15 protein-coding genes are annotated in these 16,481 nt (G+C 71.5%); 7 read left to right on the top strand and 8 right to left on the bottom strand.

The window, feature by feature from the left end:
* Positions 1-166: 166 nt before the first annotated feature.
* Entirely contained in the window at positions 167-688 is a 522-nt protein-coding gene (locus tag ACH4F2_RS19230) for a glutathione peroxidase (protein ID WP_398133894.1), read from the top strand.
* Between the two features lie 100 nt (positions 689-788).
* Positions 789-1,664, top strand: a complete 876-nt coding sequence (locus ACH4F2_RS19225; RefSeq protein ID WP_398133893.1) for a MerR family transcriptional regulator — start codon at positions 789-791, stop codon at positions 1,662-1,664.
* A 95-nt stretch (positions 1,665-1,759) separates the two neighbouring features.
* Here the strand turns inward: ACH4F2_RS19225 and ACH4F2_RS19220 are convergent, their stop codons facing one another.
* From ACH4F2_RS19220 to ACH4F2_RS19210, 3 genes are all read right to left on the bottom strand, one after another.
* Positions 1,760-1,951: a DUF397 domain-containing protein gene (locus tag ACH4F2_RS19220; RefSeq protein WP_398133892.1), complete on the bottom strand. Its 192-nt coding sequence runs from the start codon at positions 1,949-1,951 to the stop codon at positions 1,760-1,762.
* A 211-nt stretch (positions 1,952-2,162) separates the two neighbouring features.
* A complete protein-coding gene (locus ACH4F2_RS19215; RefSeq protein ID WP_398133891.1) occupies positions 2,163-3,020 on the bottom strand; it encodes a helix-turn-helix domain-containing protein in 858 nt (285 codons plus the stop codon).
* Between the two features lie 328 nt (positions 3,021-3,348).
* A complete protein-coding gene (locus ACH4F2_RS19210) occupies positions 3,349-4,107 on the bottom strand; it encodes a GPP34 family phosphoprotein (protein WP_398133890.1) in 759 nt (252 codons plus the stop codon).
* 179 nt (positions 4,108-4,286) lie between these two features.
* Here ACH4F2_RS19210 and ACH4F2_RS19205 point away from each other — a divergent pair, with 179 nt between their 5' ends.
* From ACH4F2_RS19205 to ACH4F2_RS19195, 3 genes are all read left to right on the top strand, one after another.
* The gene (locus ACH4F2_RS19205; RefSeq protein ID WP_398133889.1) at positions 4,287-6,848 is read left to right on the top strand and encodes a serine hydrolase; all 2,562 of its coding nucleotides are present in this window, start codon (positions 4,287-4,289) and stop codon (positions 6,846-6,848) included.
* Positions 6,849-7,116: 268 nt separating this feature from the next.
* Complete coding sequence (locus ACH4F2_RS19200) at positions 7,117-9,057, top strand: MFS transporter (RefSeq protein WP_398133888.1); 1,941 nt, start codon at positions 7,117-7,119, stop codon at positions 9,055-9,057.
* Between the two features lie 218 nt (positions 9,058-9,275).
* Positions 9,276-10,859, top strand: coding sequence for a sodium:solute symporter family protein (locus ACH4F2_RS19195; protein WP_398133887.1), 1,584 nt, complete (start codon positions 9,276-9,278; stop codon positions 10,857-10,859).
* 59 nt (positions 10,860-10,918) lie between these two features.
* Here the strand turns inward: ACH4F2_RS19195 and ACH4F2_RS19190 are convergent, their stop codons facing one another.
* The 3 genes from ACH4F2_RS19190 to ACH4F2_RS19180 all read right to left on the bottom strand — a co-directional run bounded on the left by ACH4F2_RS19190 (position 10,919) and on the right by ACH4F2_RS19180 (position 13,634).
* The gene (locus ACH4F2_RS19190; RefSeq protein ID WP_398133886.1) at positions 10,919-11,329 is read right to left on the bottom strand and encodes a VOC family protein; all 411 of its coding nucleotides are present in this window, start codon (positions 11,327-11,329) and stop codon (positions 10,919-10,921) included.
* Positions 11,330-11,517: 188 nt separating this feature from the next.
* Positions 11,518-12,633, bottom strand: coding sequence for an ADP-ribosylglycohydrolase family protein (locus tag ACH4F2_RS19185; RefSeq protein WP_398133885.1), 1,116 nt, complete (start codon positions 12,631-12,633; stop codon positions 11,518-11,520).
* Between the two features lie 104 nt (positions 12,634-12,737).
* Positions 12,738-13,634, bottom strand: a complete 897-nt coding sequence (locus tag ACH4F2_RS19180; RefSeq protein ID WP_398133884.1) for a LysR family transcriptional regulator — start codon at positions 13,632-13,634, stop codon at positions 12,738-12,740.
* 119 nt (positions 13,635-13,753) lie between these two features.
* Here ACH4F2_RS19180 and ACH4F2_RS19175 point away from each other — a divergent pair, with 119 nt between their 5' ends.
* The gene (locus ACH4F2_RS19175) at positions 13,754-14,125 is read left to right on the top strand and encodes a DoxX family protein (protein WP_398133883.1); all 372 of its coding nucleotides are present in this window, start codon (positions 13,754-13,756) and stop codon (positions 14,123-14,125) included.
* Positions 14,126-14,204: 79 nt separating this feature from the next.
* Here the strand turns inward: ACH4F2_RS19175 and ACH4F2_RS19170 are convergent, their stop codons facing one another.
* Complete coding sequence (locus ACH4F2_RS19170; protein ID WP_398133882.1) at positions 14,205-15,230, bottom strand: hypothetical protein; 1,026 nt, start codon at positions 15,228-15,230, stop codon at positions 14,205-14,207.
* 162 nt (positions 15,231-15,392) lie between these two features.
* On the opposite strand from ACH4F2_RS19170, the gene ACH4F2_RS19165 reads away from it, so the two are divergent.
* Complete coding sequence (locus ACH4F2_RS19165; RefSeq protein ID WP_398133881.1) at positions 15,393-15,899, top strand: DUF2165 domain-containing protein; 507 nt, start codon at positions 15,393-15,395, stop codon at positions 15,897-15,899.
* Here ACH4F2_RS19165 and ACH4F2_RS19160 read toward each other — a convergent pair.
* Positions 15,883-16,446 (bottom strand): hypothetical protein, encoded by a 564-nt coding sequence (locus tag ACH4F2_RS19160; RefSeq protein WP_398133880.1) that lies wholly within the window; start codon positions 16,444-16,446, stop codon positions 15,883-15,885. The genes ACH4F2_RS19165 and ACH4F2_RS19160 overlap by 17 nt on opposite strands.
* Positions 16,447-16,481: the final 35 nt, after the last annotated feature.

Here is a 16,481-nt window from a genome sequence, read left to right as displayed (position 1 = left end):
ACCCGATCGAGGCCGAGCGACGCACCGCTGCCCCCGTCCACGCGTTCACGCTGCTGCGGTGAACGACCCCGCCCCGCCCGGGCCTGCCGCCCACGGCCGTCGCGGAACCCCGGTCGACGCCGTGGTCCTCGCGGTCGGGGGCGGGTCACGGGGCTAGCATCCGGGCATGACGACCTCAGAGAACGCGCAGCGCGACGACAGTCTTCCCCTCGACGTCGAGATCGGTGCCCTCCAGGGCGGGACCGCCGACCTGGCCCAGTACGCGGGCCGGGTCGTACTGGTGGTCAACGTGGCCTCCAAGTGCGGGCTCACCCCGCAGTACGCCGGCCTGGAGCGGCTGCACGAGCGGTACGCGGAGCGGGGCTTCACCGTGCTCGGCGTGCCCTGCAACCAGTTCATGGGACAGGAGCCGGGCAGCGCCGACGAGATCGCCGAGTTCTGCTCGGCGACGTACGGCGTCACCTTCCCGATGACCGAGAAGGCGGAGGTCAACGGGGAGGGCCGGCATCCGCTGTACGACCGGCTGACCGGCTTCGCCGACGCGGAGGGGCACAGCGGGGACATCCGCTGGAACTTCGAGAAGTTCCTGATCGGGCGGGACGGCAAGGTCACCGCGAGGTTCTCGCCGCAGACCGAGCCGGAGTCGGCGGAGGTGGTGGCGGCCGTGGAGGAGCGGCTGGCCGGTTGATCGCACGGGTTCTGGCCGGCTCGTTGACCTTGTCCCTGGGGCAGGCCCGAGCGTCGTCGTCGCCGGGCGGAAAGGCCGCCCGGTGACGGAGGATGACGACGTGGGCGATGCACGCGACGACGAGTTGCTGACCATCGGGGCGTTCGCCGCGCGGGCCCGGCTGTCGGCCAAGGCCCTCAGGCTGTACGACCGGATGGGCCTGCTGGTGCCCGACCATGTGGACGAGGTCACCGGTTACCGCTATTACCGCACCCGCCAGACCGAACGCGCCCGGCTCGTGGCCCTGCTGCGCCAGTTGGACATGCCGCTGGCGAAGGTCGCGGAGGTGGTGCGTGCGGACGGGCCGGGGGCCGCCGGCCTGCTCGACGCCTACTGGGCGGATGTGGAGGCCCGGGTGGCCGGGCAGCGGACGCTCGCCGACTACCTCCGTGGACGTCTTTCGGGGAGGAGCTCCGAGGTGTACGGAAAGTTCGCGGTCGAGACGGTGGACGTGCCCGAGCAGGTGGTGATCAGCGAGTCCCGGCACACGCTGGCGGACGAGTTGCCGGCGTGGATCGGCGCCTCGCTGACCCGGCTGGAGGAGGCGGCCCGGGGCTGCGGAGGTGTGACGGCGGCGCCGTTCGTCGTGTACCACGCCGAGGTGTCGGTGGAGAGCGACGGTCCGGCGGAGTCGTGCGTGCCGGTCGCCGACGAGGCGGCGGCGCGGGCGTGGAGCGAGGAGCGGGGGCGGGCCTGGCAGACGCGGGTACGGGTGGAGCCGGCCCGGCGGCTGGCCTACACCCGGATCACCAAGGCGCAGGTGGCCCACCCGCAGATCCTGGCCGCCTTCGAGGCGGTGGAGGAGTGGGTCGCCGCTCAGGGCCTGACGGTGGCGGGGCCGTGCCGTGAGGTGTATTTCGCCGACTGGGACGCCGCGGGCCCCGAGGACCCGGTGTGCGACATCGCGTTCCCCGTGCGCCGGGGCGAGGCCGGGTGACGGAAGGTCAGGACTGAACAGAGCCCTCTCGGCGAGGTCGGCGAACTGGTCGAGAGGGCTCCGTCGGCGGTGCCGGCGGACGGCGCGCGGAGTCGTTACTTCTTGACCGAGGTCACGAAGGCGTTCCACGCGTCGGCGGGGAACGCCAGGACCGGGCCCTCGGTGACCTTGGAGTCGCGGACGGCGAGTGCCGCGACGAGCGGTGACCTGACCTCGACACACGCACCGTTTCCTCCGGAGTAGGAGGACTTGGTCCATGATTCCGTGGCGCCCTGAAGAATTGCCATGTCTGCTCCGATGGCGAGTTGCTGGGTTCTGTCGCCGTGCCGCGCGCCCACTGGGCCGCGGCGCGGTTCACGCCAATGACACTTGATCTTTGGCGTGATCGACGCTACTCGCTGACCTCGCCGACCGGAGCAGCCATTCACTCGACCGGATGGCATATTCCAGGCGGCACTTCCAGTACCCCCCATCGGGGTGTAACATCCCGCCGCCACGTCAGCGGGCGTACTCCTTGGCCACGTCCTCGATGCGCTGCCGCGACTGTTCCACGTTCAGTGCCTGGGCCCGCAGGTGCTCGTACATCACCGTGTACTTCTGCACGTCCTGCGCCTTCTCCAGGTACAGGTCGCTGGTGACGCCCTCGATGTACACGACGCTGGAGTCGGCCGCGTCGGCGAACTCCAGGATCGAGTACTGGCCGTTGATGCCGGGGTGCGCCCCGACGTCGAACGGCAGCACCTGCACGGTGATGTGCGGCAGCTGCGACATCTCGGCGACGTGCTCCAGTTGTTCGCGCATCACCTGCTTGCCGCCCACCACCCGGCGCAGGCTGGCCTCGTCGAGGACCACCCACAGCCTCAGCGGGTTGTTGTCGGCACCGATGCGCTCCTGACGTCTTATGCGGACCTGGACCCGTTTCTCGATGTCCGCGACCGATGTCTCGGGCAGCGCGCCCTGGATGAGCGCCTCGGCGTACGGCCGGGTCTGCAACAGGCCGGTGATGATCTGGGGTTCGTACGTCCGCAGCGACTCGGCGTCGGTCTCCAGGCCGATGTAGACGCTGTACGGGATGTCCCCGAACGCGTGCCACCAGCCCTGCTGGCGCGAGTCCTTCGCCATCTGCATCAGTGAATCGACGACCCGCTGGTCCTCGACCTCGTACACCCCGCACAGGTCGCGGACGTCACGCTGGCTGATACTGCGCCGGCCGTTCTCCAGGCGGCTGATCTTCGACTGCGAGACCAGCAGCCGCTCGGCCACCTCCTCGGCCGTCATGCCCTTGAGCTCACGGAGCCGGCGCAGCTCCTGGCCCAGCCGGCGCCGCCTGACGGTGGGATTGACATTGGACGCCACGGGACGTGCACCTCCGGCTGCGTGACTCATGCTTGCCACTTTGCGTATCTGCTGCTGAGCAGACTGCCACCAAGGTGCTTTCTACCGCTGGGAAACGGTCGATATGCGCCGCGTACACGCCAGTTCGGGGCGCCACCCGTACTAATGGCCGCGCGAGGCGGCGGGACCGTGCCGTCGTCCGGTCGCGCCGGACGTACGGACGGGCCCACCACCCCGCGCGAACCCGCGGCTCCCGTGACCGGGTCCAGGGGACTGGTGGTGCGGCGGTGCGGTGATGCGGTGATGCTTTTCGGTACTGCTGACGCGCGTTACCGCGGTGGGGTGCGGCTCAATGGGCCACCGCGCGCGCCATGGATCCGTGGCGTGGTTGCGCCGGAACACCGCGGGCGGGTTCCGGGGCGGGCCTGGCTCCCGGTCCCGCGGCCTGGCGGCCTGCCGGGGCCGGGGCGCGGCGTGGCTGGGCCACCGCGCCGTTCTGAACGTCCATCACCGCGTGCGCCACCAGTCCGCCCATGGGGTCGTGCCTGATGAGGTCCCGCAGGCGGGACCGTGACGAGCGCCCTTCGTTGCCCGGGTAGAGGTGCTTGCCGAGACCGACCGCGTGGGCCAGCGCGGCGAGCGCCGCGGTCCGCGGGTCCGGCGGTACGCCGGTGCGGATCGCCGAGTCCAGCCGGGCCTTGATCTCCCTGCTGATCGCCGTGTCCGTCGCCTGATAGCGAGTCGTCGGCAGCACCCCGCACATCTGGCCCTCCACGGCATGCACCATGCCGCATCGCTCCAGATGCGAGAGGTAGGTCTGGCGCAGCCCCAGGCGGGGCCCGCCAATCCAGTTGACCGCCCGTACGGGAGCGCCACGCCTTCGCAGCAACTCCAACGCGCAGTCCAGTGTTGGATCTCCTGTCGGCCGTGGTGCCACCACGGCGATACGATCCCCGTCTGGGGCTATCCGTCCGGCCAGCGCCAGCTCCACCAGCTGTGCTCCGGCCAGACCGAGGTCGAGCGACTGCGGCTGTGCGGTGGTACCCGTGGTCGGGTCCAACGCCAGCAGCAGAAGCTCCTCCGGAAGTGTTCTGCGGCTCCTGCCCATCCATGCCTCCCCGCGTGGATGACAGACAGGGTGACCCCTCTCACATTGGTCTGTCGAGGGTGCGTGACCAGTTCGTAGTGGAACCAGTAGGTATGTCGTTCTCGTCTACCGCGTGGGTCCTACCCGTACACAGGACACTGGTACATGGTTCGGTAGCGCACACACGACGTGCGCGGCGCATGGAGGAGGCATCGGTGGCGGGCGAGTCCCCCGACAGGTCGAAGCAGCGCGAGTCGTCGGACAAACCGACGTCGGGGAGCGCGGGTCCGGTTCCCGAAGCCAGGGCCGAGGCGAGCGAGACGCGTGATCCGCGGCTTGCGGTGGCACGGGAGGACGCGAAGCCTTCGGCGTCCGCCGGGTCCGCGGGGTCCGCCGGGTCCCGTGGGGGCGTCGATACGGCGACCCGGGTGCTCTCGGTCCGCGAGGCGGAGGCTGGGGGTGGGGCGGAGGACGAGGACGCGGTTGAGACTGAGGACTCCGGCCCGGAGAACCCCGCCGCGGACGAGACCGAGGACGCCTCCTCCGGTACGTCCGGCACGTCCGTTTCCGGTGGCTCCGAGGACGGCCGCGCCGAGTCCGCCGCTCCGGCCGACGGCCGGCTGCGGGAAGCCGTCGCGGCCTGGGTGGCGACCGCGGACGAGCGGGCCGCCGCGAACGCGCGGCTCACGGACGCGGAGGAGTCGGCAGACGCGGAAGCGAGCGCCGAGGACGCGCCGGGGCCGGAGGCCACGGAGGAGGGCCCGCGGGACTCCGAAGCGTCGGAGGACGAACGCGGCGCCACGGCCGCCGACGCCGATGCCGATGACACCGGCGCCGTGACGGCGGCTTCCGGGACGGACCCCGACGCACCCGACGCGCCGGCGGACACCGAGCAGCCCGGGGACGAGGGGCCCGACGGCCGCTCCGCCGCGCGGCAGGACCCGGAGAAGCGCGACGACGATCGCGTCGCTGCGGCTGCGGCTGCGGCTGCGGCTGCGGACAGTGCCGCCGACGGTGACGGTGACTCCGGCTCCGACGCGGGGACGGACGGTGGCGCCCCTGCCGGGGACGAGTCGGGCCCCTCCGAGGACGACGGTGACGGCACAAACGACGACACCGACACCGACACCGACACCGACAAGCGTCCTGTCGATCAGCCCACCGCCGTCTTCAAGGCCCCGCGGCCCTCCGCGCCCGCCGTCGACCAGCCGACGACCATGCTGAAGCTGGGCGACGCCGCCTCCGGCCCCCGGAAGACCGGCGGCGGCTCCGAGACGGACGCCGAGCGGACCAGCAAGTTCGTCGCGCTCCGGCATCCGGACGACCCGGCGACGCGCAAGCCCCCGCGGTCCCGGTCCTCCCAGCCGCCGTCCGAGGCCCCCGCGGCCGCCCCCGAGGCGCCGCGGGCACTCCCCACCGGAGCCACCGCCGCCGTACCGCAGGTCGGGCCCGAGCGGACCAGGCAGCAGCCGCTGCCGCCGAAGCCGCCGCTGGACCTGCTGGCGGAGCTGACGAACACCCCGCCGCCCCCGGAGACCCCGCTGCGGACGACGGTGCGCCGGGTCAAGATCTGGACCCCGCTGGTCATCCTGCTGGTGATCGTCTTCGGCGTCGTGCAGTCCATGCGTTCGCTGCCCACGCCGACCCTCGACCTCACGGCGCAGGACAGCTTCACCTTCGAGGGCGGCAAGCCCGAGATCCCGTGGCCGTCCAGCGGGCAGGCCGCGCTCGACGTGCAGGGCATCGGCACGTTCGGCTCGTCCGGTGACCAGAAGCCCGTGCCGATCGCGAGTGTCGCCAAGGTCATGACCGCGTACGTCGTCCTGCGCGACCACCCGCTGGGCAGCGGCGCCGAAGGGCCGAAGATCCCGATCGACCAGGCCGCCGAGGACCAGTCGGACGCGGGCCAGGAGTCGACCGCGCACGTCTACGCGGGCGACTCGATCTCCCAGCGCGAGGCCCTGGAGGCCGTTCTGATCGCGTCCGCGAACAACGTGGCGCGGCTGCTCGCCCGCTGGGACGCGGGGTCGGAGAAGGCGTTCGTGGAGAAGATGAACGCCGCCGCGAAGGACCTCGGCATGACGAACACGACGTACACCGACCCGTCGGGGCTGAACGACACGACGGTGAGCACGGCCGTGGACCAGGTGAAGCTGGCCAAGGAGGCGATGAAGTCCCCCGCGTTCCGTGAGGTCGCCGCGCAGATGTCGTACGACGACTACAAGGGCGTCAACCACCCCAACTGGAACCAGCTGGTGGGCTCCAACAACGTCGTCGGCATCAAGACCGGCACCACCACCTCCGCCCTCGGCAACCTCGTCTTCGCGGCCAAGAAGGAGATCGGCGGCGAGACCCGGACCATCGTCGGTGCCGTGGTCCGCCAGCCCGCGGGCGGCAAGGACAACACCATCCTCAGCGCCGCGCTGACCTCCGGCGACAAGCTGATCCGGGCCGCGCAGGACACGCTGGAGTCGTCGACGATCCTGAAGAAGGGGACCGTCGTCGGGTACGTCGACGACGGCCTCGGCGGCCGGACGCCGGTCGTCGCCGCGAAGGACGTCACGGCCGTCGGCTGGCCGGGGCTGACCGTCAAACTGACGTTCACGGCGGACGAGGTGCCGCACACGGCCCCGGCCGGCACGAAGGTCGGCACGCTCACGGTGGGCGACGGCGGAGCCGCCGGCGCGGTGAAGGTGCCGGTCGCCCTGCAGAAGGACCTCGTGGAGCCCGCCTTCATGGACAAGCTGACCCGCCTGGGCTGACGCCCGGCCCGCCCAGGCCAGCCCCGGCCGGACCGGCCGGACCGGCCGGACCGGCCGGACCGGCACTCCCGTCCCCGCGGCCTCCCGGCCGCGGGGACGTTTGCGTCCCGGAACGTCATGGAAGGTCCGGAAGGGGGCCCGGAGGGGCACCGAGGGGAGGAAGCCACGGTGCGGGGGTGCGTGCTAGCGTCACGAAACGGGCAGGTCGCCGGTCGCGGGAACGGGACACGGCCGCAAGCAGAAGACGGGACACGGGGAGTGCCTTCAGGTGGCCACTACGGAGCCGACACGCGCCGACGACGCCGATCCGGGCCCGGGAGCCGGCCCGCGGCCACGCGTACCCGCGCCCCGCAAGGACGACGGGAAGAGCGGCGAGAGCGGCAGGGCCGGCCGTGTCCCGGCGGACGGCGACCGTGAGCCGGGCCGTGCCGATCCGGACCGCGCCGAGCCCGAGGGCGCGGGACCGCAAGCGCCGTCCGCGATGAAGGCCGCCTTCCTGGCCCTGCGCGAGCGCATGCTGCGCCATCCCGTACTGTCCGTGACCGCGCTGGCCGGGGTGCTCCACATCGCCTGGTTCTTCACGTTCGCGAACAGTGGTGGCGATCTCGCGGCGCAGGACGCGTGGGCGGAGTTCGTCGGCCGGCACCCGGACTCGGCGTACAACCTCGCCTGGTACGGCGGCATGCACCCGGTGTCGTACAGCGTGGTCTCGCCCTATCTGATGTCGGCACTCGGCGTGCGGACGACGATGATGATCGCGGGGACGCTGTCGGCCGGGCTGCTGACGATGGTCCTGATCCGCAGCCGGGTGGTCCGCAACCCGCTGTGGGCGTCGCTGGCGGGCCTGTTCGGGCTGCTGTGCAACGCGGCGTCGGGACGGGTGACGTTCGGGCTGGGCATGATGTTCGGTCTGGGCGCGGTCGCCGCGGTGTTCTGCTGGCCGTACCGCTGGCGGTACGAGCGCTGGGCCAAGGGGCTGTGCGCGGCGCCGCTGGCCGCGTTGGCCACCATGGCCTCGCCGGTCGCGGGCCTGTTCGTGGGCCTGGTGGCGGTGGCCCTGTTCCTGCAGAAGCGCCGACCGGGCGCCTGGTCGCTGGGGCTGGCCCCGGCGGCGGTGGTCGCGCTGTCGGCGGTGCTGTTCCCCTTCTCCGGCACACAGCCGATGGCCTTCGGCTCGGCGGTCCTGCCGGTCCTGTACGCGGGCCTGGTGTACGCGTTCGTGCCGCGCGACTGGACGACCGTACGGATCACGTCGGCGGTCTACGGCCTGTCCGTGCTGCTGGTGTGGCTGATCAGCTCGCAGATCGGGTCCAACATCACGCGCCTCGCGATGCTCTTCGCCGGGGTGGCGCTGGTGGCGGCGCTGCCGTTCACGGTGCCGAGGACGCGCAAGTGGTACGCGCTGGTGGTCTGCCTCGTCGGCTTCGTCGGCTGGATAGGCTTCAAGTCGGCCGATGACGTCATCCACACCCAGCCGACCGCCTCCTGGGCGCGTGAGCTGGCACCGCTCGTGAACGAGCTGCAGGAGGTCGGCGCGGAGAGGGGCCGGGTGGAGGCCGTACCGGCCCGCTCCCACCGGGAGGCTTCGGCGCTCGCGCCGTACGTGAACCTGGCCCGCGGCTGGACCCGCCAGGCCGACATGGACCGCAACCCGCTCTTCTACGACGACACGCTCAACTCGGCGAACTACCACGAGTGGCTGAAGCGCTGGGCCGTGCACTACGTGGTGCTGCCCAAGGGTGAACCGGACGGCGACGGCGGCAAACGCGAGCGGGAGCTGCTGCAGCGGGGCCTGCCGTATCTGAAGCAGGTCTGGGGGGACGCCAACTGGCAGCTGTTCGAGGTGATCGACCCGACGCCGCTGGCGGAGCCCAACGCGGTCGTCCGGCAGGCCGAGCAGGACGAGTGGACGATCGATGTGAAGCAGCCCGGCCGCATCCTGATCCGGATGCCGTACTCGCCGTGGCTGAGCCTCGTCGACGCCGAGGGCGAGAAGCTGGAGCCGCCCCAGGAGACCGAGGCCTCCAAGAACAGCTCGGAGGACGCGCCGAAGACGTACGACAACGTCAACGGCTGCCTGATGGAGACGGAGGAGACCGCCGAGGGCGACAAGTGGACGACGCTGATCGCCCCCGAGGCGGGCACGTACCGGCTGGCGTCGCCGTACGGGCTGAAGCGGGGCACGCCCTGCCCGGACGAGCTGAAGTAGACGGCCTCGGAACACCTGCGGAGTTGTTCATGTAGGTGAACCGAGGTCAGCAAGCCGAACATTTTTACCTCCTCTTGACCTTCCCCTTCCTTGTCGTGCCCGCGTCGCCCCAACCACGATGAGCGGGCACTTCGCGGCCTTCCACTGCCCCTACCCCGCTCGCGCGAAGTGCCAGCCTGCTGAGCGGAGTTCACAAGGCGGACCCCGGAAGGGGGCACATGAACGGTCTCGACTGGTCCGTGCTCATCGGCTATTTCGCCGTCATGGTGGCGATCGGCGTCTGGTCGCACAAACGCGTCGACGACGTCAGCGACTTCTTCACGGCCGGCGGCAAGATGCCCTGGTGGCTCTCCGGCATCTCGCACCACATGTCGGGCTACAGCGCGGTGATGTTCACCGGGTACGCGGGCATCGCCTACACCTATGGCGTCACGTCCTTCGTGACCTGGTCCTTCCCCATCGCGCTCGGCATCGGCATCGGCTCCAAGCTGTTCGCGCCGCGCATCAACCGGCTGCGCTCACGGCTGCACGTGGCCTCGCCCCTGGAATACCTGAAGAACCGGTACAACCTGCCCACCCAGCAGGCCCTGGCCTGGTCCGGCATGCTGCTGAAGATCGTGGACGTGGCCGCGAAGTGGGCGGCCATCGCCACGCTCCTGTCGGTCTTCACCGGCATCTCGATCAACGAGGGCATCCTGATCACCGGCGTCGTCACGGGCATCTACTGCACGATCGGCGGCCTGTGGGCGGACGCGCTGACCGAGCTGGGGCAGTTCGTCATCCAGCTGCTGGCCGGTATCGCCATGTTCGTCGCAGTGGTCGTCAAGCTCGACGACCACGGCGGGTTCTTCGGCGTCTGGGACGAGCCCGAGCTGCAGGGCCACGGCGATCCCCTGGTCGGCCCGTACGGCACGGTGTTCCTGCTCGCCTACCTCTTCATCAAGCTCTTCGAGTACAACGGCGGCATGCTCAACCAGGCCCAGCGCTACATGGCCACGCCCAACGCCCGCGAGGCCGAACGGTCGGCGCGGCTGTCGGCGATCCTGTGGCTGGTCTGGCCTCTGGTGCTGTTCTTCCCGATGTGGATGTCGCCGCTGCTGGTCGAGTCGCAGAAGCCGGACGGTTCCGACTCCTACGCCCTGATGACCGAGCAGCTGCTGCCGCACGGCCTGCTGGGTCTCGTCATCGTCGGCTTCTTCTCGCACACCATGGCCATGTGCTCCTCGGACGCCAACGCGATCGCGGCCGTGTTCACCCGTGACGTGGCGCCGGTGCTCTCGGTGCGGGCACGCTCCTGGGGCCGGCGGTCCGGGCTGCTGGCGGCGCGACTGACGACGGTGATCTTCCTCGCCCTGTCGATGGCGGTGGCGACTCAGGTCGACTCGCCGACGTTCAAGGACATCATCACCGTCGTCATCAAGTGGGTCGCCGGCCTGATGGGTCCGATCGCGATCCCGATGATGCTCGGCCTGCTCCGGCCCTTCCGCCGCTCGGGTCCGACGGCGGCGCTCACCAGCTGGGCGCTGGGCCTGCTCGCCTTCTGGCTGGTCAACTACCCGATCAACTGGAACGTGGAGGGCGGGGTGCCGCTGGAGTACCAGGTGTCGATCCCGCTGGCCGTGTCCCTGGTCCTGTACGTCGTGATCGGCTTCCTGAAGCCGGAGGACACCCCGGAACGGCTCGCGATCATCGAGCGGCTCAACACGGACGGCGACGACGACGCCTCCGGCGCGGCGGCCGCGGTCCCGGCGCCCGCGGGCGGCGCGGACGACGCGGTGGGGCGGAGCCGGGTGGGCGACTAGGTCCCGTCCCGGCCGAGCGTGAGCGGCCGGCGTCCCGGTGGTCGGGGCGCCGGCCGGGCTCAGCGCAGTTCCTGGATGCGGATCTGGTTGCCGGCGGGGTCGCGGAAGGCGCAGTCGCGTACGCCGTACGGCTGCTCGGTCGGCTCCTGGACGATCTCGGCGTTCTGGGCCCTCACCCTCTCGAAGACGCCGTCGAGGTCCTTGGTGGCCAGGAGAAGCCAGCCGTAGGTGCCCTTGGCCATCATCTCGGCGATGGTGCGGCGCTCGGCGTCGGTGATGCCGGGATCGACGGCGGGCGGCGCGAGGAGGAGGGAGGTGCCCGGCTGGCCGGCGGGGCCGACGGTGATCCAGCGCATCGTGCCGTTCCCGACGTCCTTGCGCACCTCGAAGCCGAGGGCGTCGCGGTAGAAGGCCACGGCGGCGTCCGGGTCGTCGTGCGGGAGGACGCTCGTGTGAATGGTGATGTCCATGACTGCCACGCTAGCCGCGGCCCGGTGCCCTGCGCTTCACGAAACGTGACCCGATTCCCTGACCCGTACTCCTGGCCCGATTTCCGGGCCCGATTTCCAGGCCCGCTTTCCAAGGCCCGATTTCCGGGTCCGATTCGAGGTCCGGTTTCCGGGTCCGGTCTCCGGGCCCGGTCTCCGGGCCCGGTCGGCTAAGCCCGCGGGTAGCGCGCCAGCCAGCCCGGGGACGAGCCCGCCGGGCCGTGCAGTGCCGGTCCCTGGGTCATCTCCATGGCGAAGTCGTCGGCCAGCTCCAGGATCGTCGGGCGGCCCTCCAGTTCGGCCAGCCAGGCCGGGGGGAGGGCGGTCTCGCCGTGCAGGGCGCCGAGCAGTCCGCCGGTCAGGGCGCCGGTCGCGGCCGAGGGCCCGCCGTGGTTGACGGCGAGCCGCAGCCCGTGCCGTACGTCCTCGCCGACGAGGGCGCAGTACACGGCGGCGGCCACCAGTCCCTCCGCCGTCCCCTCGCCGATCAGCTCGGTCACGCGTGCCGCGGTGGGCAGTCCCTGCCGTACCGCGCCCAGCGCGTGCTGCAGGGCGTCCGCCACGACCTGGTGCCCCGGCCGGGCGGCGAGCAGGGCGAGCCCTCGCTGCACGGCGCCGTCCAGGCTCTCCCCGCGCGCCAGCCCGTGCACGATCACGGCGTACGCGCCCGCCGACAGGTATCCGGTGGGGTGTCCGTGGGTCTGCGCCGCGCACTCCACGGCGAGCTGGGCGACCAGTTGCGGCTCCCAGCCGACCAGGAGCCCGAACGGCGCCGACCGGGCGGCGGCCTCGGGCCCGCGTTCACCGGGGTTCTTCGGCGCTTGCGGCGTACCCATCGTCTCGTCACCGAGTCCGAGCAGCAGCGCTCGCGTCGCGTCCCGTCGGGCGTACAGCCACTCCTCGCGGGCCAGCCAGCCGTCGTCCTCGCGCCGCAGGTCGGGACCCCAGTCGCGTTGCGTGGCGGCCCAGCGCCGGTACGCCCGGTGCAGGTCGGTCGGGGGGTGCCAGGCGCCGGTGTCCCGCCGTACCTGCGCGCGGATCAGCCCGTCCACGGAGAACAGGGTGAGCTGCGTGAGGTGGGTGACGGCACCACGCCGGCCGTGGGCGGGGGCCAGGTCGGTGAGCCCTTCCGCGCCGTGCGCCTCGCGGATGCCGTCGAGATCCAGCCCGTCGACGGGCGCGCCGAGGGCGTCCCCGACGGCCACTCCGAGCAGCGCCCCGCGCACCCGGCTGCGGAAGTCCTGCTGCTCGGCACGCCCCCAGACGGCACCGGCTGTCGCGCCCACCTGGACCTCCCCTCGGGCACCGCGCGTACGTACGACGCCCAGCACTGTAATCGAACGGGGGTGGCCGGTTCAGGGCCGGAACGGGCCGAACGGTGTGGAAACGTTCACGTGACGGGGCGCGCCTCGCGGCAGCAGCGGACGAATTCCCGGACGACGGGGTCGGCGTCGTCGGCCGGTGCCCAGGCGACACCGACCCGGGTGGGGCTCACCCCGGTGACGGGACGGTAGACGATGCCGGGTCGGGTGTAGAAGCGGGCGGCGGATTCGGGGGCGAGGGCGACGCCGTAGCCGTTGGCGATCGCGCTGAGCCAGTCGTCCGGCTGCTCGGTGACGGCGCCGACGCGTACCGGGTGGCCGTCGCGCTCGTCGACGGCCAGCCAGTACTCCCGCCACCGGCCCGACTCGGCCGGTGCGGCGACGAAGGGCTCGTCCCACAGGTCGCGGAAGGGGATCGTGTCCCGGGCGGCCAAGGGGTGCGAGTCGGGCAGCGCGACCCAGCGGGCTTCGCTGAACAGGACCGCCACCCGCAGCGCGTCCTGACCGGGGAACGGCAGTCGTACCAGGGCGACGTCGACGTCCGAGTCCGCGAGTCCGGCGGAGGGGTTCGACCAGGAGGCCTGCCGCATCTCGGCCCTCCAGCCCGGCCGGCGCCGGGCGAACTCCGCGACGATCGGCTGTGTCGCCTCGTTGGCGGCACTGGCGATGAATCCGACCCGCAGGACGCGGGCCGCACGGCTCGCCGCGGACCTCGTCTCGCGCCGCGCCGTCTCCCACCCGTCCAGCAGGGCCGGGACCCGCTTCGCCAGTGCCCGGCCCGGCTCGGTGAGGGCCATGCCGGTCCTCGACCGCGTGAACAGCGTCACCCCGAGCCCGGCCTCCAGCTGCCGGATCTGCTTGGTCAGCGCCGGCTGGGAGACGAACAGCCTCTCGGCGGCCCGGGTCACGCTCCCTTCCTCCGCCACGGCGGCGAAGTACCGCAGCAACCGCGTGTCGACATCCATGCCGCCAGGTTATGGGCGCGGGTATTGGACGGCGCGGCAGGCCACGGTGAGGCTTGACGGCAGGAAAGCGGTCCCCGTCGTCGCGGGCTCGCGAGGGTTGCGGCCGGGAGGAGAGGCACGTGTTCACGGCCTACGTGATCGTCACCGTCGTCGCGATCGTGGCGAACACCGGAATCGCCGTCGCGGACCTGATGCGGGCCGGGTTCGTCGTCGCCAACTCGGCCGAGGTGGAGGTTCCCCCGTCGTGGCTCCCCCGGCTCGCCGCGCTCAAGGCCGCCGGGGCCGCCGGGCTCCTCCTCGGCCTCCTGGGCGTCCGGCCCCTCGGCGTCGCCGCCGCGGCCGGTCTCGTCCTCTTCTTCGTCGGCGCCGTCGCGGCGCACGTACGCACGCGGGTCTGGCACAACTTCGCGTTCCCCGCCGGCTACCTGGCCCTGAACGCGGCCGCGCTCTTCCTGGCCGTCACGGGGGCACTGTCTTGTCGGGAAGCGTGAACGTTTCGGCCCTGTCGTCCTCGGGGCGCTCGTTCGAGCGGCAGGAGGACACCTCCCCGCCGGATGTTCACGTGGAGGATCAGCCGCTCGCCTGGACCTGCCGGGCGCGGTCGGCGACGATCCGCATCAACTCCTCGACGTACGCCGGGTACTCCTCCTGTTCTTCGACCGGTCCGTACTTCATCTCGATGACGACGTTCCCGACACGCGCCCAGGAGACGACATGGTCCCCCGCGTCGCCGGGAGGCAACATGTAGTCGTCCTCCACGGTGTGGACGGTGGTACGGCTCTCGTCACCGAACCTCGGCATCGAGATGGCCCTCTTCGCCGGCTTCTGTGAGGCGTCTTCGGCGAGGGACTCCTTGTACCCCTCGGACGCCATCCAGGTTTCCCGGCAGGCGTACACCTCGAACTCGACGGCCAGGAACCGGGGGACGGATCCCTGGTAGTTGTACTTGGCTCTGCCCTGGTGGCAGTCGCCTCCGCTCTCGGCCTGCCGTCCACCGATCTCCGTCCAGTCCGGAGGCATGTCCTCGAGGGCCGGCAGGACCTGTTTGGTCTCCGCCGGGCTCAACGCGCGCGCGGCCGGCGCCTTCCCGACGGCCGCGTCCGCCCCGCCCGCCGCGTCCGCCGTGCCGGGGGAGTCGTCGGTGGTGACCACCTGCACCCCGCCGTACACGATCAGCGTGACCGCCACGACGAGCGCCACCGCCAGGGCCACGAGCCCACCCGTCGTGGACGGTCTGTTGATCGTCAGCGGCCCGAGTGTGATCTGGGACCGCGAGACCCGCCCACCGGTGATCACCACGCTCCCCCTGGTCTGCGTCACCGGCGGGTACAGGTGCATCGTCAGCGCGTATCTGAGGCCGGCATCCGCCTCGACCTCGTCCCGGAGGACCGCCTCCGCCTCGCCGCGTGCCCGCTCGGCATCGGGAGCCTCCTCCAGCTCCGCCAACGCCCGCCGGCCGCGCTCGGAGGCGCCCAGACGCTCCCGGACGACCTGTACGACCTCCGAGCCCGTCCGCTCGCCTACCCCGGTCGCCACCCCCGTCACCGTCGCGGCCAGCAGCCCTATGGCAGCAGCGGCAAGTTCAGCAGTCTCCACGCCAACCCCCCTGTCCCCACAGCAATCAGGAACCATGGTGTTCCCGCCGTGGCGCAGGAGGACACCCTTCCGCAAGCCACATCGCCGGCGGGCCGCGTCGGCGTGATCACGATCTCCGAACCCCGCCACGTGGAGACCTCCACGCCTGGAAACATCCCTCTCATGTCCAACACCCCACGCACCCTTCCCCTCGCGGCCACCGTGCTGACCGCCACCCTCGCCCTCTACATCGCCCTCGTCGCCTTCGGGAACATCACCGATTTCGGCACCAACCAGGACTTCGTCCGTCATGTCCTCGCGATGGACACGACCTTCAAGGACGACGATCTGATGTGGCGGGCGATCACGAACGAGGGCGTCCAGGACGCCGCCTACGTCGCGATCATCGCGTGGGAGACGGTGGCCGCGCTCGTGCTGGTCTACGCGACGTGGCTGTGGATACGCCGGGACCACGCGGCCGGGCGGCGCATGACCACGTACGGCGCCCTCATGCTGATGCTGCTCTTCGGCGCCGGGTTCATCGGGATCGGCGGCGAATGGTTCTCGATGTGGCAGTCGGAGGACTGGAACGGGCTGGACGCCGCCACCCGGGTGTTCCTGATCAGCGGTGTCGTGCTGATCGTCGCCCAGCTCACGCCCGGTGACGCGGACGCTACCCGACGACCGTGACCTTCGTGCCGGACGTCGCGAAGGCCCAGACCGCCGCGCCGTCCGCCTTGGTCAGCCGTATGCCGCCCGTCTTCGCACCGGAGACGGGCGGAGGTGGCGAGGAGCCGTCGACGGCGTTGGAGAAGGCGACCGAGACGCCGTCCTCCTGGGCGAAGTAGACGATCTGCTCGATCCGCACGCCGTCGGAGCCGGTCGTGGCCCCCTTGGAACGGGTGCCGACCGTGTAGGTGTCCGGGTCGGGGCTGACCGTGCCCGGCCACACCGTGAACGTCCGCCGCGCGGCGTCGCTCGCGTCGACCAGCCAGACCCGCTTCTGGTCGAGGGAGTACACGATGCGGCGGCCGGTGCCGGAGCCGTCCGGCACCGGGGCCGGCGCGGTCTCCTCCGGCCTCGGCTTCGCGTCCGCCGACGCCGACGGGCGGGGTTTCGTGGCCGCGGCGGCGGGGTGGGGGCCCTGGTCCGCCTGTACGGCCAGGACGCTCACCGCCGCGATCGCCCCCACGGTCAGACCGGAGACCCAGGCCCATGAGGGAAGTCGGGCTGGCACGGGCACGCATCTCCTCAGCTACGAGAACCCCGAAC

The sequence above is a fragment of the Streptomyces sp. NPDC017890 genome (assembly GCF_044328675.1).
In the GTDB taxonomy this organism is placed as follows: Bacteria; Actinomycetota; Actinomycetes; order Streptomycetales; family Streptomycetaceae; genus Streptomyces.
This window is presented reverse-complemented; position numbering and strand designations above follow the sequence as displayed.

Bases quoted from the DNA above. Each gene is read 5' to 3' on its own strand.
- ACH4F2_RS19230 (WP_398133894.1), top strand. From the start codon at position 167: ATGACGACCTCAGAGAACGCGCAGCGCGACGACAGTCTTCCCCTCGAC.
- ACH4F2_RS19220 (WP_398133892.1), bottom strand. From the start codon at position 1,951: ATGGCAATTCTTCAGGGCGCCACGGAATCATGGACCAAGTCCTCCTAC.
- ACH4F2_RS19210 (WP_398133890.1), bottom strand. From the start codon at position 4,107: ATGGGCAGGAGCCGCAGAACACTTCCGGAGGAGCTTCTGCTGCTGGCG.
- ACH4F2_RS19205 (WP_398133889.1), top strand. From the start codon at position 4,287: ATGGAGGAGGCATCGGTGGCGGGCGAGTCCCCCGACAGGTCGAAGCAG.
- ACH4F2_RS19195 (WP_398133887.1), top strand. From the start codon at position 9,276: ATGAACGGTCTCGACTGGTCCGTGCTCATCGGCTATTTCGCCGTCATG.
- ACH4F2_RS19190 (WP_398133886.1), bottom strand. From the start codon at position 11,329: ATGGACATCACCATTCACACGAGCGTCCTCCCGCACGACGACCCGGAC.
- ACH4F2_RS19180 (WP_398133884.1), bottom strand. From the start codon at position 13,634: ATGGATGTCGACACGCGGTTGCTGCGGTACTTCGCCGCCGTGGCGGAG.
- ACH4F2_RS19165 (WP_398133881.1), top strand. From the start codon at position 15,393: ATGTCCAACACCCCACGCACCCTTCCCCTCGCGGCCACCGTGCTGACC.